Annotated in this window: 19 protein-coding genes; 5 read left to right on the top strand and 14 right to left on the bottom strand. The window is 70.7% G+C overall.

Annotated features, from left to right (window positions below):
- The first annotated feature begins 37 nt into the window (after positions 1–37).
- The gene (locus QIT00_RS09000; RefSeq protein WP_282534615.1) at positions 38–754 is read left to right on the top strand and encodes an aspartate/glutamate racemase family protein; all 717 of its coding nucleotides are present in this window, start codon (positions 38–40) and stop codon (positions 752–754) included.
- Positions 755–823: 69 nt separating this feature from the next.
- Here the strand turns inward: QIT00_RS09000 and QIT00_RS09005 are convergent, their stop codons facing one another.
- The 8 genes from QIT00_RS09005 to QIT00_RS09040 all read right to left on the bottom strand — a co-directional run bounded on the left by QIT00_RS09005 (position 824) and on the right by QIT00_RS09040 (position 9,925).
- On the bottom strand, positions 824–1,042 hold the full coding sequence (locus QIT00_RS09005) for a hypothetical protein (protein WP_282534616.1): 219 nt from the start codon (positions 1,040–1,042) through the stop codon (positions 824–826).
- Positions 1,043–1,286: 244 nt separating this feature from the next.
- Entirely contained in the window at positions 1,287–3,446 is a 2,160-nt protein-coding gene (locus tag QIT00_RS09010; protein ID WP_408909743.1) for an acetoacetate--CoA ligase, read from the bottom strand.
- Positions 3,407–4,042, bottom strand: coding sequence for an RBBP9/YdeN family alpha/beta hydrolase (locus QIT00_RS09015; protein ID WP_282534618.1), 636 nt, complete (start codon positions 4,040–4,042; stop codon positions 3,407–3,409). Before QIT00_RS09015 ends, QIT00_RS09010 begins: the two co-directional genes overlap by 40 nt.
- Positions 4,039–5,376: an MFS transporter gene (locus QIT00_RS09020; protein ID WP_282534619.1), complete on the bottom strand. Its 1,338-nt coding sequence runs from the start codon at positions 5,374–5,376 to the stop codon at positions 4,039–4,041. Before QIT00_RS09020 ends, QIT00_RS09015 begins: the two co-directional genes overlap by 4 nt.
- A 34-nt stretch (positions 5,377–5,410) precedes the next feature.
- Positions 5,411–6,328 carry a TauD/TfdA dioxygenase family protein gene (locus QIT00_RS09025; protein ID WP_282534620.1) on the bottom strand — a complete coding sequence of 306 codons (918 nt, stop codon included), beginning with the start codon at positions 6,326–6,328 and terminating at the stop codon, positions 5,411–5,413.
- Between the two features lie 54 nt (positions 6,329–6,382).
- The gene (locus QIT00_RS09030) at positions 6,383–7,354 is read right to left on the bottom strand and encodes a quinone oxidoreductase family protein (protein WP_282534621.1); all 972 of its coding nucleotides are present in this window, start codon (positions 7,352–7,354) and stop codon (positions 6,383–6,385) included.
- 116 nt (positions 7,355–7,470) lie between these two features.
- Positions 7,471–8,529 (bottom strand): BKACE family enzyme, encoded by a 1,059-nt coding sequence (locus QIT00_RS09035; protein WP_282534622.1) that lies wholly within the window; start codon positions 8,527–8,529, stop codon positions 7,471–7,473.
- Between the two features lie 319 nt (positions 8,530–8,848).
- Positions 8,849–9,925, bottom strand: coding sequence for an AraC family transcriptional regulator (locus QIT00_RS09040; protein WP_282534623.1), 1,077 nt, complete (start codon positions 9,923–9,925; stop codon positions 8,849–8,851).
- A 334-nt stretch (positions 9,926–10,259) separates the two neighbouring features.
- Between QIT00_RS09040 and QIT00_RS09045 the strand changes: the two genes are divergently transcribed.
- On the top strand, positions 10,260–11,747 hold the full coding sequence (locus QIT00_RS09045) for a long-chain-fatty-acid--CoA ligase (RefSeq protein ID WP_282534624.1): 1,488 nt from the start codon (positions 10,260–10,262) through the stop codon (positions 11,745–11,747).
- Here the strand turns inward: QIT00_RS09045 and QIT00_RS09050 are convergent.
- The 3 genes from QIT00_RS09050 to QIT00_RS09060 are packed head-to-tail and all read right to left on the bottom strand — an operon-like array spanning position 11,722 to position 13,723.
- Positions 11,722–11,973, bottom strand: coding sequence for a hypothetical protein (locus tag QIT00_RS09050; RefSeq protein WP_282534625.1), 252 nt, complete (start codon positions 11,971–11,973; stop codon positions 11,722–11,724). The genes QIT00_RS09045 and QIT00_RS09050 overlap by 26 nt on opposite strands.
- 55 nt (positions 11,974–12,028) lie before the next feature.
- Positions 12,029–13,219, bottom strand: coding sequence for a hypothetical protein (locus tag QIT00_RS09055; RefSeq protein WP_282534626.1), 1,191 nt, complete (start codon positions 13,217–13,219; stop codon positions 12,029–12,031).
- A gap of 30 nt (positions 13,220–13,249) precedes the next feature.
- Positions 13,250–13,723 carry an ATP-binding protein gene (locus QIT00_RS09060; protein ID WP_282534627.1) on the bottom strand — a complete coding sequence of 158 codons (474 nt, stop codon included), beginning with the start codon at positions 13,721–13,723 and terminating at the stop codon, positions 13,250–13,252.
- A gap of 200 nt (positions 13,724–13,923) precedes the next feature.
- Here QIT00_RS09060 and QIT00_RS09065 point away from each other — a divergent pair, with 200 nt between their 5' ends.
- Together QIT00_RS09065 and QIT00_RS09070 are read left to right on the top strand one after the other, a co-directional pair.
- Positions 13,924–14,748 carry a helix-turn-helix domain-containing protein gene (locus QIT00_RS09065; RefSeq protein ID WP_282534739.1) on the top strand — a complete coding sequence of 275 codons (825 nt, stop codon included), beginning with the start codon at positions 13,924–13,926 and terminating at the stop codon, positions 14,746–14,748.
- Complete coding sequence (locus QIT00_RS09070; protein WP_282534628.1) at positions 14,745–14,951, top strand: DUF397 domain-containing protein; 207 nt, start codon at positions 14,745–14,747, stop codon at positions 14,949–14,951. Before QIT00_RS09065 ends, QIT00_RS09070 begins: the two co-directional genes overlap by 4 nt.
- A 17-nt stretch (positions 14,952–14,968) precedes the next feature.
- Here the strand turns inward: QIT00_RS09070 and QIT00_RS09075 are convergent, their stop codons facing one another.
- Positions 14,969–19,303 (bottom strand): nSTAND1 domain-containing NTPase, encoded by a 4,335-nt coding sequence (locus tag QIT00_RS09075; protein ID WP_282534629.1) that lies wholly within the window; start codon positions 19,301–19,303, stop codon positions 14,969–14,971.
- Positions 19,276–19,602, bottom strand: a complete 327-nt coding sequence (locus QIT00_RS09080) for a CU044_2847 family protein (protein ID WP_282534630.1) — start codon at positions 19,600–19,602, stop codon at positions 19,276–19,278. The genes QIT00_RS09075 and QIT00_RS09080 overlap by 28 nt, the downstream gene beginning before the upstream one ends.
- A gap of 510 nt (positions 19,603–20,112) precedes the next feature.
- Between QIT00_RS09080 and QIT00_RS09085 the strand changes: the two genes are divergently transcribed.
- Positions 20,113–20,388 carry a helix-turn-helix domain-containing protein gene (locus QIT00_RS09085; protein WP_282534631.1) on the top strand — a complete coding sequence of 92 codons (276 nt, stop codon included), beginning with the start codon at positions 20,113–20,115 and terminating at the stop codon, positions 20,386–20,388.
- Positions 20,389–20,988: 600 nt separating this feature from the next.
- Here the strand turns inward: QIT00_RS09085 and QIT00_RS09095 are convergent.
- Positions 20,989–22,053, bottom strand: coding sequence for a PucR family transcriptional regulator (locus tag QIT00_RS09095; RefSeq protein WP_282534632.1), 1,065 nt, complete (start codon positions 22,051–22,053; stop codon positions 20,989–20,991).
- Positions 22,054–22,098: the final 45 nt, after the last annotated feature.

Consider the following 22,098-nt stretch of genomic DNA (forward strand, 5'->3'; position numbering starts at 1 on the left):
AGCCTCCCCTCGACGACGCACCGGAGTCGACCACCAAGTGACCACGACAGCCGTAGCCCTGATCAACCCCAACACCTCGCAGGCCACGACCGAGATGATGGCGACGATCGCCCGCCGCACCCTGCGCCCCGATGACGGCTACGAGGTGCTCGGACTCACCGCCGCCGAGGGCCCCGCCATGCTGGTGGACGAGGACGCCCTGCGTGCCGCGGAACCCCAGGTCGTACGAGCCGCACAGCGGGCCCTCGCCGGGCCGGACGGGCCCCGCATCGGGGCGTTCGTGGTGAGCGCGTTCGGCGACCCCGGCGTCGAGGAACTGCGGTCCCGCACCTCCCGCACCTCCCGCACCTCCCGCACCTCCCGCACCTCCTTGCCCGTCGTGGGCATCGCCGAGGCGGCCATGGCGGAGGCCGCGTCGGCGGGCCGCCGCTTCGGCATCGCCACGACCACCCCGGGCCTGACCGCCGCGATCGCCGCCCGCGTCGCCCACCTCGGCTGGTCCGGGCAGTACAGCGGGATCCGCCTCACCGCAGGCGATCCGCACCAACTGTCGGCTTCCCCCGAAGAGTTGACGGAGCGCCTGGCCGAGGCGGTCGAGGCCTGCCGCGCGCAGGACGGCGCCGAGGCGGTCATCATCGGCGGCGGCCCCTTGGGCGAGGCCGCCGAAGCCCTCCGCGACCGCTTCCCGATCCCGGTGATCGGGCCGATCCCGGCGGCCTGCCGGGCGGTTCGAGGGGTGGTGGAGGGCGACTGAGCTGTGGGCCGCGTTCGGACACCGGCGGCCCGCCTCCCGCTACGGAGGCGGGCCGCCGAAGCCCCCGCCTCAGGCGGAAGCCGCGACCAGGCGGTCGAGTTCGCCGCCCTTGGCCTGGGCCACCAGGTCGGCGAACTGCTCCTCGCTCATCTGCACCTGCTGACCGAAGTCGTCGGTGATACGCACGCGCTTGTCCGCGGGCGCGTCGACGTCGACGAACAACTGCGGGCAGCCGCAGTCGCATTTGCCGCAGAAGGTCGCGATCGGTTCCGGACTCGTGTCGGGCATCAGTGCCACCTCGCCGTTCGGGATGTGTGGTCGGTGTGGTCGTACCGCCACCGTCAAGCCTGCCCAACTGCCGATCCGGAACAAACAGTTCACACCGGGGCGCGGGGGGCGCGCGGATACGCCGGGGGGCACACCCTGATCCACGCGCACGCCTCGGCCGACCCCGGCACCGCAGCGGGTGCGCGACCTTCAGGCAGCCCGGCCTACCAGGTCACCCCGCCCCGGCCCCCCGCACGGCGCGACGTCACCCCGACTCCGGACTCCCCGACTCCGGACTCCCCGGCTCCGGGCTCCCCGGCTCCGGACTCCCCGTCCCGGCGGCGAAGTCGGCGAACCACGCCAGCATCTCCGGGTGCGAGATCGTCCCCTCGGCACGCACCTCGGCCACGGGTGCGCCCTGGAGGATGCGTTTGACCGGGACCTCCAGCTTCTTGCCGGTCAGGGTTCTCGGCACGGCGGCCACCGGCACGATGGCGTCCGGGACGTGCCGGGGCGAGAGCCGCTGCTTGATCGCCCCGGCGACTCGGGCCTTCAGCCGATCGTCGACATCCGCACCGGAGGCCGGCACCACGAAGAGCGGCATGCTGTACGTGCCGTCCGGCGACTCCACGCCGACGACCAGGCTGTCGGCGATCTCCGGCAGCGCCTCGACCACGGCGTACAGTTCCGCCGAACCCATGCGGACGCCCAAGCGGTTGAGGGTCGCGTCCGAGCGCCCGGCCACCACCACGGACAGGTCGTCCGCCACCGAGATCCAGTCCCCGTGGCGCCACACGCCGGGATACGTGTCGAAGTAGCTCGACCGGTACCGCTCGCCGTCCGGGTCACCGAGGAAGTACAAGGGCATCGACGGCAGCGGCGCGGTCACGACCAGTTCGCCCTGCCGGTCCTCGACCGGACGCCCGTCCCTGTCCCACGCCGCCAGGGCGACTCCGAGCGCGGGGCACTGGATGCGTCCGACCCGTACCGGCAGCAGTGCCGAACCCCCGGCGAGTACGGAGCACACGTCCGTGCCCCCGCAGATCGACTGCAGCCACACATCGTCGGCTACCCGGTCGTACACCCACCGCCAGGTGCTGTCGGGAAGGGACGAACCGGTCTGCAGCACGGAACGCACCCCGCTCAGGTCGTACGCGGAGGCCGGGTGGGCGTCCGCGCTCTCACCGGCCGTGAGATAGGAGGCGCCGACCCCGACCATCGTGGCGCGGCTGACTTCCGCCACCCGCCAGACACCGTTGACGTCGGGATGGGTGGGGCTGCCGTCGTACAGGACGAGGGTGGCGCCGTGCAGCAGGCAGCCGACCATGAAGTTCCACAGCATCCAGGCGGTGGACGTGTGGAAGAGGCAGCGGTCGTCGGGCCGTACGTCGGCGCCGAGTCCGAGGGCCTTGAGCAGTTCCACGACGATGCCGCCGTGGCCCTGCACCATGCCCTTGGGCGGACCGGTGGTGCCCGATGACCAGAGGATCCACAGGGGGTGGTCGAACGGGACGTCGGCGAAGCGGAGTTCCGCCTCGTCGGCCACGGCGTCGGACCAGGAGTGCCACGCCACCCCTGCGCGGCCGGGCCCGCCGGATCCCGTCCCGGTCCCGGCCCAGGAGCCGGTGAGGTGGTCCACGGCGATCAGGTGCCGGACGGTGGGCAGTTCGTCCAGGATCTCGGCGACCGCGGAGCGCCGGTCGAACTCCTTGCCCGCGTAGCGGTAGCCGTCGGCGGCCACCAGCACCTTCGGCTCGGCCTGCCGCAGCCGGGCCGTCACCCCCGCCGTACCGAACTCGGGGGAACAGACCGTCCACACCGCACCGACCGCCGCGGCGGCGAGCAGTGCGACCACCGCTTCCGCCGTGTTGGGGAGAAAGCCCGCCACGCAGTCGCCCGGCTGCACACCCATGGCGCGCAAGGACGCGGCCAGGGCTCCGACATCGCGCCTCAGCTGCCGCCACGACGTCTCCACCGGAGGGCCGCTCTCGGACACCTCGATCAGGGCTGTGCGCTCATCGGGCGTCCGGGCCAGGCACCGCTCGGCGAAATTGATCCGGGCGCCGGGGAACCAGCGCGCGCCCGGCATGCGCGGATCGTCCAGGACAGTGTCGTAGGCGCTGACGGCATCAAGGCCGTAGTACTCCCACACCGCCGCCCAGAACGCGTTCGGCTCGGTCGTGCTCCACCGCCAGAGCTCGGCGTAGTCGGCGAACCGGAGCCCTCGGGTCCGGTCGAGCATGCGCAGGAAGGCGGCGACGTCGGACTGCTCGGCCCGCGCGGCGGTCGGGGCCCACAGCAGGTTCGGATCGGTCGGGGACCACAGCAGGTTCGGATCGGTGTTCAACGGACCTCCAGGGGTCGGTACGTTTTCGAAGGACCGGCTCAGCTCAGCTCCCGTACGAACTGCTCGGCGCGCGGCCATTCCCCGTACCCGGAGGCCGGGTTGAGGTGTCCTACCGGGCCCAGGCTCACGAGGCGGCTGCCCCACGCGCCGGCCATCTCCGCGACGCGGTCGTACGCGGCCAGGGGGTCGTCCGTGCTGGCCGCCACGATGCTGGGGAAGGGCAGCGGCTTCATCGGGACGGGCGTCCAGCCGTTCTCGCTCAGGTCGTCCGGGGACGGGTGGCCCTCCCCGAGAGGGGCGGCGAAGTCCGGTGGTGTGGCGAGCAGGGCGCCCCGGACGGTGTGGTGGTGCTGCTGTGCCCAGTGGACGACGGTGACGACTCCGGCGCTGTGCGCGACCAGGACGACGGGGCCGGAGATCTGCGCAAGGGTGCGCTCCAGGGCGGCGACCTGCGCGTCGCGGTTCAGCCGTCCCGTCCGCAGCGGCGGCAGCAGCCGGACGGCGTCGAGTCGTTCGGCGAGCAGGGTCTGCCAGTGGTGCGGCACGTGGTCGCGCAGCCCTGGGACGATCACGACGGTCGGGGGTTCGGTGGGGTTCGTTTGGGTGTGGTTCATGTGCGTGGGGTTCATGTGCGTGGGGTTCATGTGCGTGGGGTTCATGTGCGTGGGGCTCATGTGCGTGGCTCCGGTGGTACGAGCGCCGTGTCTGGCAGAAGTCCCAGGCGGCGCAGGTCTCTTGGGTAGGTGGCCTTGCCGAGGGCGAAGGCGGCGCCGCTCAGCACGGCGACCCAGGGAATGACTTGCAGGGCGCCGAGCAGTCCGGTGCGGTCGGCGAGCATGCCGGTGACGGCGGGCCCTGGTGCAAGGCCGAGCAGGCTGTTGGCCAGGGTGAGGGTGGCCATGGCGGTGGCCGCGACGGCCGGCGGGGTCAGGTTCGCCACCATGGCGGCGGCGGGGCCCGCCGTGCCGCTGGCGACGAGGCTGCCCAGGGCGATGAGCACCACCTGTGCCGGTCCCGTCGGCAGATGGAAGCCGGTCATCAGCAGGACGAAAGAGGCGAGGCTGCAGGTGACCGCCACGGTCCACTTGCGGACCGCGGCGTTCCGGCTGAGGCGGTCGGCCACGATGCCGCCCAGGATCATCCCCGTGCCGCCGAGCATCGCGAGCGCACCGGCGGCGATGCCTGCGTCGGCTGTCTCAAGCCCGTAGTAGCGGTGGAAGAAGCTCGGGGTCCAGGCGAGCAGCGCCATGGCGATGAACATCTGCAGTCCGCTGCCGACGTAGGCGCAGGCCACGGAGACCGAGGAGAACAGGCGCGGCAGCAGGGTGCGCAGCGCGGCCCGCTCCGAGGGCCCCGTACCCGGCGCGTGCACCCGGGCGGCAGCGGCGAGCCTGCGCTCCGTGATCAGTACTGCGTACACCGCGGCCAGGGCGAGTCCGAGGAAGCCCATCGCGCCGAAGGCCCAACGCCAGCCGTGCGCCTGGGCGATGGCGCCGCCGACGGCGACGCCGAGCACCGACCCGAAGGAGCCGCCCGCGATGAACGCTCCGGAGAGCGTGGCGCGCAGCCGCACCGGGAACACGCTGAGCACCACCGCGATCCCGACACTGCCGTACGCGGCCTCGCCCACGCCGACCATGAAGCGTCCCAGGAACATCTCGCCGTAACTCGCGGAGATCGCGCAGCCCAGCGTGGCCAGGCTCCACACCACCGCGGCGGCGACGAGGCTGCGTACCCGGCCCCAGCGGTCCGCGACGAGGGAGAGGGGGAAGGTGAGCAGGCCCACCATCAGGGCGACGATGCCGCTGAGCGAGCCCAACTGGGCGTCGGAGAGCAGCCATTCGGCCTTCAGCATCGGGAAGACCGCATTGAGGACCTGCCGCGACATGTAGTCGGAGAGCAGGAGACCGAAACTCAGGGCGAAGACCAGCCACGGGTAGCCGCGCGGTACGGCCGGGCGGGTGCGGGAGGTCTCCGGTGCGGCCGCGTCGGCCGTAGGCGTTCCCATGGGTGCCACCTCTCTGGTCACGGACGTCTGCTGCTCAGAAGGGCCGGTCTCCGACGATTCCCGCGCGCTCCATCCTGCGGACGGCGGGCCAGTAGTCCTGGACGGCGTAGTGCTGCGTGGAGCGGTTGTCCCAGATGGCCACGCTGTTCTTCGTCCAGCGCCAGCGGACCTGGTACTCGGGGACCGCGGCCTGGCTGCGCAGGTAGTCGAGGAGGTTGCTCGCGCCGGGCGCGTAGTCCTGTCCGAAGCGCACGCGCTCGGGTCGGTGGTAGTTGACGAAGTGCGTGGTGAAGCTGTTGACGAAGAGGATCTGCTCGCCGGTCACCGGGTGGGTGCGGACCACGGGGTGCTCGGCGTCGGGGTACTTGGCGGCAAGCGCGCGGCGCTCCTCGGCCGGGAGTACGGCACCGAAGCTCGACTCGATGCTGTGCCGGGCGCGGAGGTCCGCGATCTGGTCCTTGACGTGGTCCGGGAGGCGGCGGTGGGCCTCGGCCATGTTGATCCAGATCGTGTCACCGCCGACGGCCGGAGTCTCGACGCAGCGCAGGACGGCGCCCATGGAGGGGTTGGTGCGCCAGGTCCCGTCGCAGTGCAGGGAGTTCTCGTAGTGCTCCGGCTCGCTGTCGAGGTCCTTGTAGATCCGGACGAGGCCCGGGTGCTCGGGGTCGCTGCCGGCCACGGGGTGGTCCTCCAGGGCGCCGAAGCGCGACGCGAAGGCGACGTGTTCGGCGCGGCTGAGGTCCTGGTCGCGCAGGAACAGGACCTTGTACCGCAGGAGCAGTAGCTCGATCGCGGTGAACAGATCGTCGTCGCGGGCGGCGTCACCCAGCTGCACGCCTCGGAGTTCGGCGCCGATGGTGCAGGTCAGCGGCTCGGCGGTGAGGGACGGACGCAGGGCGCTCGGGCGCACCAGGGCGGGCGCGGGCTCCTTCGTCCAGGCGGTCTTGGTCATGGGTCGTCGCTCCTGACGTGTTGCTCGGAGGTACTCAGAGGTACTCAGAGGTACTCAGAGGGTGAAGACGGAGGACCCGGTCGTGCGGCCCGCCTCCAGGTCGTGGTGGGCGGTCACCGCGTCCGGAAGCTCGTACCGTTGGTTGATCCGGATGTCGATGCGGCCCGAGGCGACGTGCTGGAACAGCTCCGCGGCCAGGGAGTCCCGCTCGGCCGGGTCGGCGATGTAGTCGGCGAGCGCGGGGCGGGTCGCGAACAGGGAGCCGTGCACGGCGAGTTGCATGGCGTCCAGGGGCGGCACTCCGGACGCGGTGCCGAAGCAGACCAACAGGCCGCGGCGCCGCAGCGAGGCCATCGACGCGGCGACGGTGTCCTTGCCGATGCTGTCGAAGACGACGGGGACGCCCTTGCCGTCGGTCAGTTCACGGACCCGCCGGGCCACGTCCTCGTGCCGGTACAGGATGGTGTGCGCGCAGCCGTGGGCCTCGGCGATCGCGGCCTTCTCCTCGCTGGAGACGGTGCCGATGACGGTGATGCCGAGCAGCCTCGCCCACTGCGCGAAGATGAGGCCCACGCCGCCGGCGGCCGCGTGCAGCAGCACCGTGTCGCCGCGCTCCAGCGGGTGGATGCGGCGCAGCAGGTACGCGGCGGTGAGTCCGCGCATCGTCATGGCGGCCGCGGTCTCACAGCTGATCGCGTCGGGCAGCTTGATCAGCGAATCCGCAGGCATGACGCGCTCGGTGCTGTACGCGCCGAGGGGGCTGCCCGTGTAGGTCACGCGGTCGCCCGCGCCGACGTGCGTGACTCCCTCGCCCACCGCCTCGACCACTCCGGCCCCCTCGACACCGAGCCCGTTCGGCAGGGGCACGGGGTACAGGCCGGTGCGGAAGTAGGTGTCGGCGAAGTTCAGTCCGACGGCGACGTGCCGGACGCGCACCTCGCCGGGCCCCGGTTCCCCGACCGCGACCTCCTGCCACCGCATGACCTCGGGTTTACCGGTCTCCTCGAATCGAATGGCATGTGCCACGGCTCAGCTCCGTCTGCTCGGTTCCGGGTGTGTGAGGCGTACGAAGGAGTCGTACGGGCTGTACGGGCTGTACGGGATTTGCTGGATGTACGGGATGACGCGGGTCAGGACGTGGGTCAGGACGTGACGTCGCGCAGCATGGAGCCGCGGCGGCCAGGGCGGCGGTTGGGCACCATGCCGAGGTGGGCCAGGGTCGCGTCGGTGTCCGCGTACCACTCGCCGATCTTGTAGATCTCCCGCGCTTCGGGGCCCGACGCGATGTCACGTCCCACGGCCTCGGCGATCTGCACCATCTGCTCGACCTGCTGCACGGAGGACATGCGCTCGCCCTTGCGGCGCCACAGGTTGTCCTCGTTGCCGACGCGGACGTGCGCGCCGAGGGCGATGCCGACGGTGTTCATCGGGGCCACCGCGCGCATGGACGCCTCGATGGTGAGGACCGCGCCGTCCGGGACGCGGCGGATGAACTCCACCAGGTCGGCGGGGTGCCGTCCGGCGAAGCCGCCGCCGATGGCCACGTAGTTGAGCACGAGCGGCCCGCTGTAGATCCCCCGGCGGATCATCCGCTCGACGGTCTCCAGCTGTGCCAGGTGGGCGAGTTGGAAGTGCGGCTGGATGTCGTTCGCGCGGAGCCGCTTGAGGTGTTCGAGGTAGAACTCCGGCCCCGCTTCGACGACCATGTCGCGGTACGCCTGGTGCATGGCGGGCTTCGCGATGGAGGTGCCCTCGATGTCCTCGTCGTCGAAGAGCTCCACGATGTTCATCTGGCTGGTGCCGATGGCGATGGTCACCTGGTCGGGGCGTGGGGCGATCTCGGCCAGCATGTGCCGGGTGTCGTAGCTGAGCCACTTGGCGTCCGCGCCCTCGTCCTCGGGGGCGAACGAGATGGAGCCGCCGATCTGCAGGACCATGTCGGGAACGGCTTCGCGCAGCCGGGCCATCAGCTCGTTGAACATGGACATGCGCTTGGAGCCGTGTCCGTCCAGCTCACGCACGTGGATGTGCAGCACGGTGGCGCCGGCGTCGTAGCAGTCGACGGCTGCCTGGACGTGCTCGTCCATGGTGACGGGAAGGTCGTCGGCGTCTCCGGGCAGCCATTCCGGTCCGTACGGCGCTGCCTGGATGACCAGCTTCTCCTGGTTCTCCGGGTAGAGGGAGTCGTCGAGGAAGTGCATGGCCGTTCTCCTTTGTCGACGGTGAACGCTCACCGGTCGTCCACTCCTGGACAGCGGACCGGCTTGCGGAAAGAAGCGGAAAAGAAGGGGAGTTGGCGGTCGCGGCGGTGGTCGCGCGACGCTGCGATGTGCAGGGCGGTCAGGGGGTGTCTCCCCGGTCGTTGCCCCGTCGGTAATGCCACGTTAGGCCGCGCTTCAGGGGCGCGCTGCACCTCAGGGGACAGGAGAATTACCTATTGGGGACACACCCGCCCGGGTGGTGGCCGGGCGCCGGTCGCCGGTCGCCGGTCGCCGGTCGCCGGTCGCCGGTCGCCGGTCGCTACCGAGGATCACCCTGCGTGGCGCCCCGCTCCACGGCTCCCCGCTCCTCGGCGTCCCGCTCCACCGCGTACTGCTCCGTAACCTGCCGGGTGCGCCAGTCCCGCGCGCTGCACCCGAAGCGTTCGCGGAACCAGCGGGAGAAGGCGCTCGGCGCCGAGAAGCCCAGGAGTCCGGAGATATCCGTCAGGGAACGGCGCGGGTTCGCCACGAGTTGCCGCGCCAGCTCCTCACGGGTCGCGTTCAGAAGCGAGGAGAACGTCTCGCCGGACGCCGCCAGGTGCCGGTGGACGGTGCGGCGGTCGACGCCGAGGCTGGCCGCGACCTGCTCGACGGAGCACCGTCCGGTCGGCAGCAGGGCGCCGATCAACTCCCGTACCCGGTCCGGCTCGGAGGTGTCCCTGGCCACCGCGATGGACTCGAAGTACTGCCGCGCGTACGTCCGCAGCAGCGGGTCGGACATGGCGTTGGGTACGTCCAGGTCGCTGCTGTAGAAGACGATGCCGTTGAACTCCTGGTCGAACTCCACCACGGGCCCGAAGAACCGCCGGTGCGAGGACGGATCCGTGGGCGCGGGATGGGTGAAGCACACGGAGAGCGGCTGCCACCGGGCGCCCAGGAACTCCCGCAGCACCTGGTGGAAGGCGCCCACGGCGAGTTCCATCGCCTGGCGGACGGACATCGGCTCGGTCGGTGAGAAGCCGACCTTGAGCGTCGCCAGGCCGTCCGCCTCGGTGAGCCGGTTGTGCAGCATCTCGTTGTACATGTGCTCGTAGCGCACCAGGAACGCGATCGCGCTGCGCACGTCGGTCTCCTCGCGGAGAACCAGGCTGATCGGGCCGAGGTTGGAGAAGCGCCTGCGCTCGGCGAGCAGGAGCCCGAAGTCCTCCCGGTGCGCGGCCGCCGCCGAGAGTTCGAGCAGCCGTACGACAGCCGCGCCGGAGATCCACCGGTCCTGCACCGTGAGCCCGACGGGATCCAGGCCGACCCGCTTCATGAGGGCACGCGGGTCGATGCCCAGGGACCGGCTCAGCTCCACATAGCCGCTCAGGCTGGCATTACGGACGAGGGGCTTCATGGGCGCACTCCCTGACTGTGTCCCCAACTGATAAGTCACATGTCCCGTGCAGTCAAGAGATACGTCGAGCACTCGCCTAGCGTGTGAACCGTTCGCGAGCGAGAGGACACACCGCGATGCTGCGACACCTTCTCACCAGCCCCTCAGCCTGGACCGGACCACATGCCCTGCGGATGCGGCCACCGCGACTTCCCCTTGCCCACGGCCCGGAGGCGGTGAGCACCTTGTTCTGGGGGCTCGGCCTGCATCTCGGCGTGCCCGTGTCACGTACAACGGAGTGCTGGCCCAGCGCCCCGACCTCGCGGACCGGCTGTACCGCACGTACGGAAGCCGAATGACCGACCTAGCGGCAGTTCTGGCGGCGTCTGCCGCCACCCACGGCCACCGGATCGCCGTACGCCAGGACGGGACCACCCTCACGTACACCCAACTCGCCGACGCGAGTGCCCGGTTGGCCTCGCTGCTGTGGAAGCAGGGGGTCCGGCCCGGCGACCGGGTCGCGCTCGCCCTGCCCAACGTCGCGACCTTCCCCGTCGCGTACTACGGGATTCTCCGCGCCGGCGCCGTCGTCGTACCGATGAATCCGTTGCTGAAGGCCCGCGAGATGGCCTTCGTGCTCCGGGACTCCGGGGCGCGGGTCGTGGTGGCGGCGCCCGCGGTGGAACCCGAGGCGGCTCCCGCGGCGGCCGAGGCCGGTGCGGTGTGTCTGATCGCGGACGCGGAGGAGTGGCCCGCCGCACTGCGGGAGACGCCGCCGATGACCGCACGCGTCGAGCAAGCGCCGGAAGACACCGCCGTGATCCTCTACACCTCGGGAACCACGGGCACCCCGAAGGGCGCCGAACTGACCCACCGCAACCTGGTGAGCAACGCTGCGACGACGGCGGAAACGCTGATCCGCATCGGGCCCGACGACGTCCTGCTCGGCGCACTCCCGCTGTTCCACGCGTTCGGGCAGACCTGCGCCCTGAACGCCGCCGTCACCGCGGGCGCCACGCTCACCCTGCTGCCCCGCTTCGATCCCGCCGAGGCCCTGCGCATCCTGCACCGCGACCGGGTGACCGTGTTCCTCGGCGTCCCCACCATGTACACGGCGCTGGTCCGTGCCGGGGTGGACCCGGAGGCCGATCTGACGCGGCTTCGTACGGCCGTCTCCGGCGGCGCCTCGCTGCCCGTGGAGGTACTGCACGAGTTCGAGCGCGCCTTCGGCGTCACCGTGCTTGAGGGCTACGGCCTCTCGGAGACCTCGCCCGTCGCGGTGTTCAACCCACCGGACCGGCCCCGGAAGCCCGGCTCCATCGGGGTCCCCGTCCGCGGCGTCGACGTCCGCCTCGTCACGGAGGACGGCACCCCGACCGCACCGGGCGAGGTCGGCGAGATGGTCATCCGCGGCGAGAACGTCATGAAGGGCTACTGGAACCGGCAGGAGGCCACAGCGGAGGCCGTCCGAGCCGGCTGGTTTCACAGCGGCGACCTGGCGCGCGTCGACGAGGACGGGTACTTCTTCATCGTCGACCGCAAGAAAGACCTGATCATCCGCGGCGGCTACAACGTCTACCCACGGGAGATCGAGGAGGTCCTGTACGAACACCCGGCGGTGAGCGAGGCGGCCGTCGTAGGCGTGCCGCACGCGACGCTCGGCGAGGAGATCACGGCGGTAGTCGTGCTCCGCACCGGCACCCAGGCCACCCCGGACCACATCCGGGACTTCGTCAGGGAACGCGTGGCCCCATACAAGTACCCGCGCGTCGTCCAGATCGCAGAAGCCCTGCCCAAGGGCGCGACCGGCAAGATCCTCAAACGCGAGATCGTCCTACGCTGACCACGCCGGAGCCGGTCCGCAGGTCGATCGTGGTCGTACGCGTCTCGATGTCGATGTGCTCGGGGTCGACGGGGGAGGTGATCCGGTCGACGCCCTCTTCGGCGTCCTCCCGCTCGACGTCGGTGAGCTGGCCGTCGGAGGCCGTCTCCGTCGCCTCCTGGTACCGCTTGTACACCGACCGCCGGTCCCGTGTGCGCCCCTGGCTGCTGTCCTCAAGCGCGGCCAAGCTTCTCGTCGCCCTCGCCCTCGTGTCCTGCCGGGCGTCTGTCGGTCCTGGCTTCTCACGCAACCGGCCGTGATCCCGCGGTGACCGGTGAGTGGTCGAAGCAGTGGGAGCAGTGGACGGGCCGTGCCGGCGGCGTCTGCGGCTCTTCGGCGGCTGCCTCCGCTCCCCCGTGCTCCGCGGGCGGGCCTCCGACGAGGAGCGGTCTCGCCCGTTGCAGGGCGTCCCGGAGTGGCGCGTACACCAGGGCGACGCCAGCCAGGCCCGCGGCAGCCAGCAGGGCCGAGGGCGGTCCGCCACCGGGGAAGAGGGCTGCGCCGGCAAGCAGGCTCACGGCAACTGCCAGCTTGCCCGCGCCCGCGAGCAGCCAGTTGCGAAACGGCTCGGGTGCGCTGTCCGCCGCATCTGATTCCGCCGTGTCCGGCAGGAGTGCGAGGTCAACCATCAGCAGGCTGGTCCGCTGCGCTCGTGGAGGACAGCTGTGGGCCAGTATCGAGGCGATAAGCCTGGAGAGATCACGTTCGGCGGTGTCGCGCTCGGCGCCCTCACTGAACAGGTAGCGCCGATCCGCGTCCCCGAGCACCGCGATCAGCCGTTCCGTCGTCCCGTGTGCCCGCTGACGCGCGCCGGCCGACATCGTGCGGGGACCATGCCGGGCCTGCACGCGCAGGGCGTTGCGGAGACGACCGAACAGCCTGCCATGGGCGTGCAGAGCAGAGTCCTGGGAACGGCGCCGGGCTGGTACGAGCAGCGTCTCCAGGCAGTGGATGGCCTCCACCGTGACGACCCCGGCTGGGTCGGAGACGGCGACAGCGCGTTCGTCGGCGGCGAGGAGTGCGATGGAGACGGCACCGAAGCCGCCGATGCCGGCGACCATCCACAAGGGCATGACGTCACTCCCGGCGAGCACCATGGACCACGAGAAGGAGAGCATCACGAGGAGGAACGGCGCCGCCAGGAGAGGCTGGGAGACGCACCGGCCGAGGACGATACGGTGCCACCGGTCCACGAGTTGGTCCTTGTCCGGCGTTTCCTCCTCCGGTACGCCCCGGCTCTTCAGTTCATCGAGCAGCACGCCGACCCGCCTCTCACACGCACCACGTCGGATCCGCCGCGCTCCGGGTATCCAATAGACCGCCTTGCCCAGCACACGGGAGCGGGTCTGCCAGAGCAGGACGATCCAAAGCCCCTCGAAGAGGGTCAACTGGCCCCACACATAGGCGAGGTTCACGAATACGGTCCGCGTCATGCAGAGCAGCCTCGCAGAGACCACTGACAGTCAGGCCAGGGCGACTTCGCACCACACGGTCTTGGTGTAGGTGTCTCCGCTCGTTCCCCAGCCGGTGGACAGGGCCTCGACCAGCAGCAGACCTCGGCCGGATTCCAGGTCGGGGAACGGCGGCGGGAGCGTGCCGGGAGCAGGCGGGCGGCGGTCGGGGCGGGCGTCCGTGACCTCGATACGGAGGACGGGATCCCCCGGGGAGGCGGTGAGGCGCAGACGGAAGTCACGGCCCCGCACCCGTCCGTGCACGGCGGCGTTCGCGGCGAGTTCGGCCACGAGGAGTGTCGCCGTGTGATTGGCCTCTGTCTCGTAGGGCCAACCCCAGCTGTGGAGTTGCCCGGCCGCGAGACGCCGGGCGAGACGCGCGCCCCTCGGGGTGGCGGAGAGCAGGATGACGAACTGATGTGCAGGGGTGGCGAGTTGGGCGGACTCGGGGTGGCTCGCGTCCGCGTGGTCAATATCGGCGTTCATGTCACTCAGCGTGGTCGGCCGACTCTACGCTGACCAGTGACGACAACGGTACGTGGCGTCACTGTCCGGGCGCTGTCCGGGGCTGTCCGGGCGGCGTGGCGTTACGCCGTACGTCAAAGGGGAGTTGGGTACGGGCGACAGGCGCAGGGAGGTGTCCGGGCGTGAGCGTGACGGGGCAGGGTTCGCGGGGCGGCGACGGGATGGAGCCGTGCGGCGCCGACGACGAGGAGTCGGCGGCGGTACTGCGCATGGTGGGCAGGGTCATCAAGACCTGCCGGGAGCGAAAGGGCTACACACAGGCCGAGTTGGGGACGGCCATCGGGTACAGCGAGGAGCAGGTGTCCTCAGTCGAGCGGGGGCGGCGCGCGCCGAGTGCGACGTTCCTGGAGGCGGCGGATCGGGTGTTGGATGCCGGTGGGCTGCTGGTCGGGCTGACGAGGGATGTGGAGCAGGCTCGGTATCCGAAGAAGGTGCGGGATCTGGCGAAGTTGGAGGGGGAGGCGGTTGAGCTGTGTGCCTACGCCAACTCTGTCGTTCACGGCCTGCTTCAGACGCCGGAGTACGCGCGGGCGTTGTACGGGATGCGGCGTCCTCCCTTCGCCGAGGACGAGGTTGAGCGTCTCGTCGCCGCACGCTTGGCACGCCAGGAGATCTTCGACCGACAGCCCGCCCCGGTCTTCAGCTTCGTCCAGGAGGAGGCGACGCTGCGCCGACCGCTAGGGGGCAGAATGGTGATGCGGGAACAGCTCGAACGGTTATTGGAGATCGGTCGGCGGCGGAACGTGGAGATCCAGGTGATGCCGATGGATCGCGAGGACCATGCCGGCCTTGCGGGGTCACTCCAACTGCTCCGGCTCAAGAAAGGGGACACCGTGGGGCACAACGAGGTTCAGCTCACCAGTCGGCTGATCTCGCACCCCAAGGAGGTCCAGATCCACGAGATCCGCTATGGCATCATCCGGGCCCAGGCCCTCGCACCCCGTGAGTCGCTGGCCTTTATCGAGAGAGTGCTGGGAGAGACATGATCACCAACCCCTCTACGGGGAACGGTTCCGCGCTGGAGTGGTTCAAGAGCAGCTACAGCACGAATGACGGCCCCGAGTGTGTGGAGGTCGCCTTCGCCCCCAGAACCATTCACGTACGCGACTCGAAGCACATACAGGGCCCCCAACTCGCCTTCGACGCCCAGCAATGGGCCGCCTTCGTCTCGTACGCCGCCGACCACTGACGTACGAGACGAACGGCTCAGGAACAGATCCGGCGGTACGCGACCCCCTCGGAAACGTAGCGTCGCCATTCCTGTTCCGTCAGCGAGCGGCCCGCGATCGCGCACACCCGGTCGACCAGCGTGGGGAGATCGTTGAAGGCGCTGGTGTCCCACAGTCTGACGGTCTGGTCGCTGCCGTTGGTGGCAAGGGAGTTGCCGTCTGGCGAGAAGACTGCCGCGTGCACGACGGTGGTGTGGCCGGTGAGCATGGCCAGCTGCTGGTGAGTCTCCATGTCCCACAGCCGGACGGTGCGGTCGTCGCTGGTCGTTGCCAAGGTCTTGCCGTCCGGGCTGACGACAGCCGACCAGACGGGACCGGTGTGACCGGTGAGGGTGGCGATGCGGCGGTGGCTGCGCACGTCCCACAGTCGCGCCGTGGCGTCCCGGCCGCTGCTGGCAAGGGTCTTGCCATCCGGTGAGAAGGTCACCGACTGCGCGAAGTCGGTGTGGCCCGCGATTTCGGCGGTAAGGCGGCGGCGTTGCACGTCCCACAGCCTCAACTCGCCGTCCCAGCCGGCCGTGGCCAGCGTGCTCCCGTCCGGGCTGAAGGCCACGGAGCTGACCGTCTTGCTGACCGCGTCGATGGTGCCGAGACGGCGGTGGGTTCGCGCGTCCCACAGCCGTACGTCCGAGGACTGGAAGCTGCCGGTCACGAGCGTCCGGCCGTCCGGGCTGAAGTCCGCCCAGCTCGACCCGCCGTCGAGGGAGGCCAGGTGCTCGTGGGTCCGTACGTTCCACAACCGGGTGGTGTCGTCGATGTAACTGCTGGTGGCGAGGGTCTTGCCGTCGGGGCTGAAGCGGACGGCGTACACCGGTCTGGTGTGGCGGTCGAGGGTGGCGAGGCGACGGTGGCTCCGCGCGTCCCACAGCAGGACCTTCGGACTCTCGTTGCTGCTCGCGGCGATGGTCCGGCCGTCCGGGCTGAACCGCACCGAGCTCACCATGCCGTCGAGTCCGGTCAGGCGGACCAGCAGGGCCCGGGTGCGGACGTCGTACAGCCGCACGCCACCGTAGTTGTCACCGACCGCCAGGACCTTCCCGTCCGGCCGGTAGTCGACCGGCGGTACCGTCGCCTTGGCACGGGGTTCCGACCCCGCGGGCCGCTCGATCACGCCGCGCGGCCGGCCTGCCCGCATGTCCCACAGCCGGACCGTGCCGTCCTTGGCTCCGCTGGCCAGGGTCGTTCCCCGTGGGCTGAACGCGAGTGCGCTCACGAGTTCGGTGTGGCCGTTGAGCACGGTCAGGGCCACCCGCGCCTGTGCGTCCCACAGCCACACGGTCCGGGCGTCGCCCGCAGTCGCCAGGGTCCGGCCGTCCGGACTGAACGCCAGGGCGAACACGGTGCCACGCTGTCCGGTGAGCGGGTCCGCCGAGCGCTTCGTCCGCATGTCCCACAGACGGGTCGTGGCGTCGCTTGCCCCCGTGGCCAGCGTGGCCCCGTCCGGGCTGAAGGCCAGCGAATTGACCTGGCCGGTGTGCCCCTTCAGCGTGGCCGTACGGCGCTTCTTCCGTACGTCCCAGAGTTGCACCTCGGATTGGTCGCTCTTGTCGACACCGGCGCCGTAGACCGTGACGGCGAGGGTCGTGCCATCCGGGCTGAGGGCGACATCGTGGAGTGCAACGTTCTTCTCGTCGCGGTGGAGCCGGAGTTCGCCGGTCTTCCGGTGGGTGCGGGCGTCCCAGAGCACGGCCGTGCCCTGCGGGCCGCCGGTGACGATCGTGGTTCCGTCCGGGCTCACGGCCACCGGCCCCCCAGCGCCTTCCAGGACGGCGGTCGGCTTTCGCTTTCGGGCGTCCCACAGCCGTACCTTCCCACCGTCGTGGCTGGTGACGAGAGTTCTGCCGTCGGGGCTGAACGCCGCCGACTGCACCTGATCGCCGTGGCCGTCGAGCGCGGTCGCGCGACGGCTCCCGGCCATGTCCCACAGGCGGGCGGTGCCGTCCCTTCCACTGGTCGCGGGGGTCTCGCCGTCCGGGCTGAAGGAGACCGACCGCACCTCTGCGCCGTGTCCCGTGAGGACGCCCCGCTGAGGTGAGGAAGCGGCGGCCACGAGGCGGGCCCGGGCTTGCGGGGTCGGCGTGATGGCGTGTGCGGCCAGGGCGAGGCGGGCCGCCAGGGCGGGATCGGTGATGGCCTGCTGCCGACTCTGATCCGTCAGGCTTCGCGTGGCGGCCAGGGCCTGCTGCTCGCTCCCGCGGCTGCGGGCGTCGAGAGCGACGAGGGCGGCCGCGATGAGGACGATCGCGGTGAGCAGGCCGAGGCCGACGAGAGCCAGCTGCCGCCGACGCCGGACCTGCGCACTGGCGGACACGAACTCGGCTTCGTCAGCGGGTATTTCGGTGCCGCGGGTGCGGATCCACCGCCGCGCCTCCGTGATCTGCTCCCGGCCGAGGGCCGGTTTGCGCGGCCTTCCCTGTTCCTGCCAGGTGCGCAGGGAACGGCGCAGCCCCTCCTGCCAGCCGCGGAATTCCCGGTTCTCCTCGACCCAGCGTTGCAGACGCGGCCATTTCTCCACGATTGCCTGGTGCGCGAGTTCGGCGGTGTCCCGCTCCGTCGGACGGCGCGTCACCACGACCAGGCGCGTGCCAGCCAGTCGGTGGATCAACGCCCAGTCGTCCGCGTCGAATTGGGCGCGAGCGGCGACGCGCCGCGTGTCCGGGCCGGGCTCCCCGGCGTCCAGCTGTTCGCCGGGGCGCACGAGCTGGATGAAGATCCGCTCCAGCCTCCGCTGCTCGGTCGCGTCGGCCCAGGCCCACAGCCGCCGCTCCGCCTCTCCCGCCAGCGCGCCCTCCACGCCACCGATCTCCTGGTACGCGGTGCTGGTCAGCCACCCGCGTTCCTGTCGCTCCCAGAGTCGGCTCAGGGCGTACTCCAGCATGGGGAGCGCGGCCGGACCCGGTGGCGTGTCCCGCAGCAGCTGTTCGACCAGGCCATCGGCGAACCGGACCCCGGCACGCCCCTCCAGTGGACCGGTGATCACCTCGCGCAGCTGCGCACGCGTCATGGGTTGCACCACCACGGGGCTCGTGTCCCATGCCGTACGAAGGTGCGGAAGCTGCTCGATCTGCTGGAGGAAGTCGATCCTGGCCACGACCACGGCCTGAGCGGGACGACTGCCGTCCGTACGGCGGGCGGTCAGCACCCCGAGCATGGCGTCCAACCGGAGGGCGGTGTCGGGCGCGTCCGCGAGCAGTGTTTCGAACTGGTCGGCCACCAGCACCAGCCGCGACTGTCCGCCCTGGCGGGCCAGGGTCCGCTCCACGGCGGTACGGATGCCCTGCTCGTCGGTGAGTTGCCGGGCAAGCTCCGACCAGCGGTCGTGCCAGCCCGTCTGCATGGTGTCCGCGTCTCCCGCCGAGGCGAGGGCCCAGGCCAGCAACTCCTCGGCGGTGAGGCGCAGGCCGATGGGCAAGCGGGCGATCAGGTATCGATCGCTGTCGAGGTTTCCGATGAGGCCGGCGCCGACCAGAGACGACTTGCCGGCGCCGGACGGCCCGAGGACGGTCAGGACGGGTACTTGTTGCTGCTCGAACAGCTCGATCAGCTGCTGCGTCTCGTTCGTACGGCCGTGGAAGACGGAGAGGTCGTGTTCCGTGAACGGCAGCAGTTCGCGGTACGGGCTGTCCGCCAGCAGCCGTCTGCGCAGGTGGGGCCACTCCCGGGTGAGGGAGTCCACGGTGAGTGCGTAGCCGGTCCTGCGCCGCTGGTCCCCCTCGACTGCGACGACGACGCCGATGACGCCGCCGTACGTCTCGTCCCACACCGGCGCCCCGCTGAAGCCTCCCGCCAGCGGAAACGGGACGTCCTCGTCGCAGGTCAGCTGCCACCAGCCGGTGCCCTCGCGGCCCTCGACGACGCCGCGGGTCCAGATGCCGGCGTCCTTGCTGCCGCCTCTGCCCTGATACTTCGGGAAACCGAACGCCCGCCAGCGGTGCCCTGCCAGGTCCTCCGCCTCCACGATCCGCAGGGGTTCGGCACCCGGTGGGGGCTCGCCGCTCAGCTGCAGGACCGCGACGTCCCCGCTGCTGTCACCGGCCACGGGCACGCTGAAGTGCACGCGGGCTGCGACCTCGGGACGCCCGGGCAGCAGGGGGAAGTCGAGGGTGACCGGCAGGAGGTCCGGCAGCGGTTCGTCCTCCGGGAGGCCCGCGGTTGAGGCGACGACATGGGCACACGTGAGCAGCAGCCGGTCGGGGATCAGGAAGGCGACCCCTACCGGCCTGCCGTCGAGCAGCACCCGGGCCGTTCCGCGTTGCCAGGCCGAGTCGGCCTCGCCCGCCGATGTCACCTGCCGCCCTCGGGGCGGCTCCACTCCAACTCCAGCTTGATGTGCGCGTCTCCCGACCCCTTCGCCACGACGAGGCCGGCCTCCGCTGTGACGCGCAGCCCGAACTCCGCGCGGACATGATCAGGGCTGCGTGGCATATCCGCCAGCCGCTCCAACATGGTCGCGGCCACCCGCCGCACCCTTGCCATGCCCGACTCGAACGTATCGGCGGACGCCTCGAAGAGCTCGTCGCCGCGACTCGCCCGGATCACCCCTGACCCCTGCTCTTCGCTCAACTCGACGACGAAGATCTCACCGTCCTCGAAAGGGACGCTCAGATACACGCGGCAACCTCTCTGTCACTCCATCAAATCCCTGTGCAGGCAAGGGAGTTGAGCGGTCATTCCGACCCGTAATGATATCTGCGATCTCCGGTCGCGTCCCCGATTCCGGTTCGGAAGGACGGTCACAGGCGTCGCTGTCGCGGTCGGCGCGCGGACAATCCGGGACTCCCCCGGAGGCTGACGGGACAGTGAGACACGCATCCCAGCGCAGCGCTGCGGCTTTCCCTGGGGCCTTCTCCACCGCCTCCAGGCGGCGCGCACCAGGGCGTGGCGCTACGCCCGCGAGCGCCTGCGGGAGCTCCCCTCCACGCAGGTCGAGCGCATCGCCCAGGAGCACGCGCTCGCCGCGTCCGACGGGAAAGCGGACGCCGTGAGGGCCTGGACGTGCGGGTCGACCGTCCGGCACCGACGACGGCACGAAGGGCCGTTCGACACACCACAACCCCGGAAGAGGCGACGGTCCGGGAGACGCGCGGGCACCCGGCCGCCCCGCCCTGCGGGGAGGCGAGCATGAAGGACTCAGCGGACGGCCGACTCAGTTTCACCGAGATGTTCGACCTGCCCGTCGCAGTGGACCTGCGGACGGCGGCCCGAGCGCTCGGAATCGGCTCGACGACGGCGTACCGACTGATCCGCAGGGACGAGTTCCCTTGCCCCGTCCTCCGGGTCGGGCGCAAGTACCGGATTCCGACCCACGAACTGATGCGCGCCCTGGGGATCGAGGACCGACCGCTGTACAGCGTGGACCTGGAACTGGACACGGAAAGCCCTGGCTCCGGTTCCTGACATCGAAGAAGAGGGGTCTCGTGTCCCTCACCGCCGTGCGGCCCTGGGCATCAGCCCCGGTCCCGGAGACGCGCTACGAGTCGAGAACGAGGTCTCCACGGAGCGTCGCCGCCCCCTCGGATGATCGAGCCTACGAACCCTTCATCCTGCGTGACCTCCGCAGAATCAGAGGTCAGACAGCTCTTTTGGTCGGCTCCAGAATCGCCACGCACTCCAAGTGATGCGTCATCGCGAAACATGTGGAACAGAAACAGGTGAAAGAAGTCGCAGGTCAGCACCCCCACGGTGATCAGCCGATCCAGCGGAACACCGAGCTGCAACCCGAGCGCAACAGGGGCTGTCCGCCGCGCGCTGGGTCGGCCGCGCCAGTGGAAGCCGTCAAGGCACAAGAGACAGCCGCCACAGGGACATCATCACCATCCTGCTGGGCCCACCGTGCCGGGTCGGATGCCACAGCGTGTGGAACACGTCCCGCAGGATGAGCAGCACGGGGGCAGACCCTACGGTCATCGACAGCACGTCACGCCGGCACTCTTCCTGACCCGGCGCACACACGCTCAGCACCGCCGATCTCGGCACGATGGCCGTCACACGTCCCCCTCACAATTCGCTCCTCGGCCAGTCCAGGAGGCGGGCGCCGATGACCGCGGTCTGCAGGGTGTAGCGGTGCAGTGGGTCGGTGGGGTTGGTTCCGGTGAGGTGGTGGATGCGCTCCAGGCGGTAGGTCAGCGCGCGCACGCTCAGCGAGAGGCTGCGCGCCGCCTGGGCCGCCACGCAGCCGGCGTCGAAGTACGCCGTCAACGTGTCCAGGAGCGGCCCCGCTCCGCCGCGCGCTTCGCGCAGCGGTCCCAGGGTGCTGGTCACCAGGTCGGCCATGGCCTGGCGGTCACGGGTGAGCACGGGGTAGACCAGCTGGTCCGCGGAGTGCAGGACCGGTGCGTCGAGGCCCATGCGGGCGGCCAGATCGAGGGTGCTCAGCGCCTCCTCATAGGACTGCACGACGCCTCCCGCGCCCGCGTGCTGGCGGCCGATGGCCACCTGCCCGCCGTCGGTTGCGGCGTGTGCCTGCTTGGCGAAGTGAACCAGCACGTCCTTGTCGTCGCCCGGCGCGATGCAGATGAGGCGGCCTTCCTTGGTCGTCAGCAGGATGCTGCGTTCTCCGAACCGTCCGTGCATGGCCTCGTCCACCCGACGGGCCACCGGGTCGGCCTCGCTGTACGCCCGGCTGCCCTGGGCGACGGCGACCGCGTGTCCGCGGGCCAGGCGGAGGCCGAATCGCTCGGCCCGCTCGGCGAGCCGGCCGAGCGAGCTGCGGCCATGGAGCAGGTCGTCGATGAACTCACGGCGGAAGGACTCCTCCTCACGCACGGCAAGGCGCTGGGCCCGTTCGTAGCCCTCGGCCAGCGCGTCGATGACCTGTTCCACCGCCGCCAGCGCCCGGTCCGCCGAGTCCCACGCCTCCGTACGCGGCCATGCGGCGCGCATCCCCACGACGTGGTCGCGGATGGCGGAGCGCAGGCTCTGCCCTGCCGCGGCGGCGGCCTCTCCCACCGCGCGGCGGGAGTCCACTTCGTCGCGAGTCAGCCGACGCCCGGTGCGGGCGACTTCGGACACGAGCCCGGAGTACCCGTCGAGGGGCTGCTCCTGAGTGTTCTGCTTCGTCACCTGAGGCCCCCGCGCTTGCCGTCCGTGCACCGCCTGTGTGCCGCC

The sequence above is a fragment of the Streptomyces luteolus genome, from assembly GCF_029968015.1.
GTDB lineage: Bacteria > Actinomycetota > Actinomycetes > Streptomycetales > Streptomycetaceae > Streptomyces > Streptomyces luteolus.

Bases quoted from the DNA above. Each gene is read 5' to 3' on its own strand.
- QIT00_RS09005 (WP_282534616.1), bottom strand. From the start codon at position 1,042: ATGCCCGACACGAGTCCGGAACCGATCGCGACCTTCTGCGGCAAATGC.
- QIT00_RS09010 (WP_408909743.1), bottom strand. From the start codon at position 3,446: ATGGCCGCGCGCCGAGCAGTTCGTACGGGAGCTGAGCTGAGCCGGTCC.
- QIT00_RS09015 (WP_282534618.1), bottom strand. From the start codon at position 4,042: ATGAGCCCCACGCACATGAACCCCACGCACATGAACCCCACGCACATG.
- QIT00_RS09020 (WP_282534619.1), bottom strand. From the start codon at position 5,376: ATGGGAACGCCTACGGCCGACGCGGCCGCACCGGAGACCTCCCGCACC.
- QIT00_RS09025 (WP_282534620.1), bottom strand. From the start codon at position 6,328: ATGACCAAGACCGCCTGGACGAAGGAGCCCGCGCCCGCCCTGGTGCGC.
- QIT00_RS09035 (WP_282534622.1), bottom strand. From the start codon at position 8,529: ATGCACTTCCTCGACGACTCCCTCTACCCGGAGAACCAGGAGAAGCTG.
- QIT00_RS09040 (WP_282534623.1), bottom strand. From the start codon at position 9,925: ATGAAGCCCCTCGTCCGTAATGCCAGCCTGAGCGGCTATGTGGAGCTG.
- QIT00_RS09045 (WP_282534624.1), top strand. From the start codon at position 10,260: ATGACCGACCTAGCGGCAGTTCTGGCGGCGTCTGCCGCCACCCACGGC.
- QIT00_RS09055 (WP_282534626.1), bottom strand. From the start codon at position 13,219: ATGACGCGGACCGTATTCGTGAACCTCGCCTATGTGTGGGGCCAGTTG.
- QIT00_RS09060 (WP_282534627.1), bottom strand. From the start codon at position 13,723: ATGAACGCCGATATTGACCACGCGGACGCGAGCCACCCCGAGTCCGCC.
- QIT00_RS09065 (WP_282534739.1), top strand. From the start codon at position 13,924: ATGGAGCCGTGCGGCGCCGACGACGAGGAGTCGGCGGCGGTACTGCGC.
- QIT00_RS09070 (WP_282534628.1), top strand. From the start codon at position 14,745: ATGATCACCAACCCCTCTACGGGGAACGGTTCCGCGCTGGAGTGGTTC.
- QIT00_RS09085 (WP_282534631.1), top strand. From the start codon at position 20,113: ATGAAGGACTCAGCGGACGGCCGACTCAGTTTCACCGAGATGTTCGAC.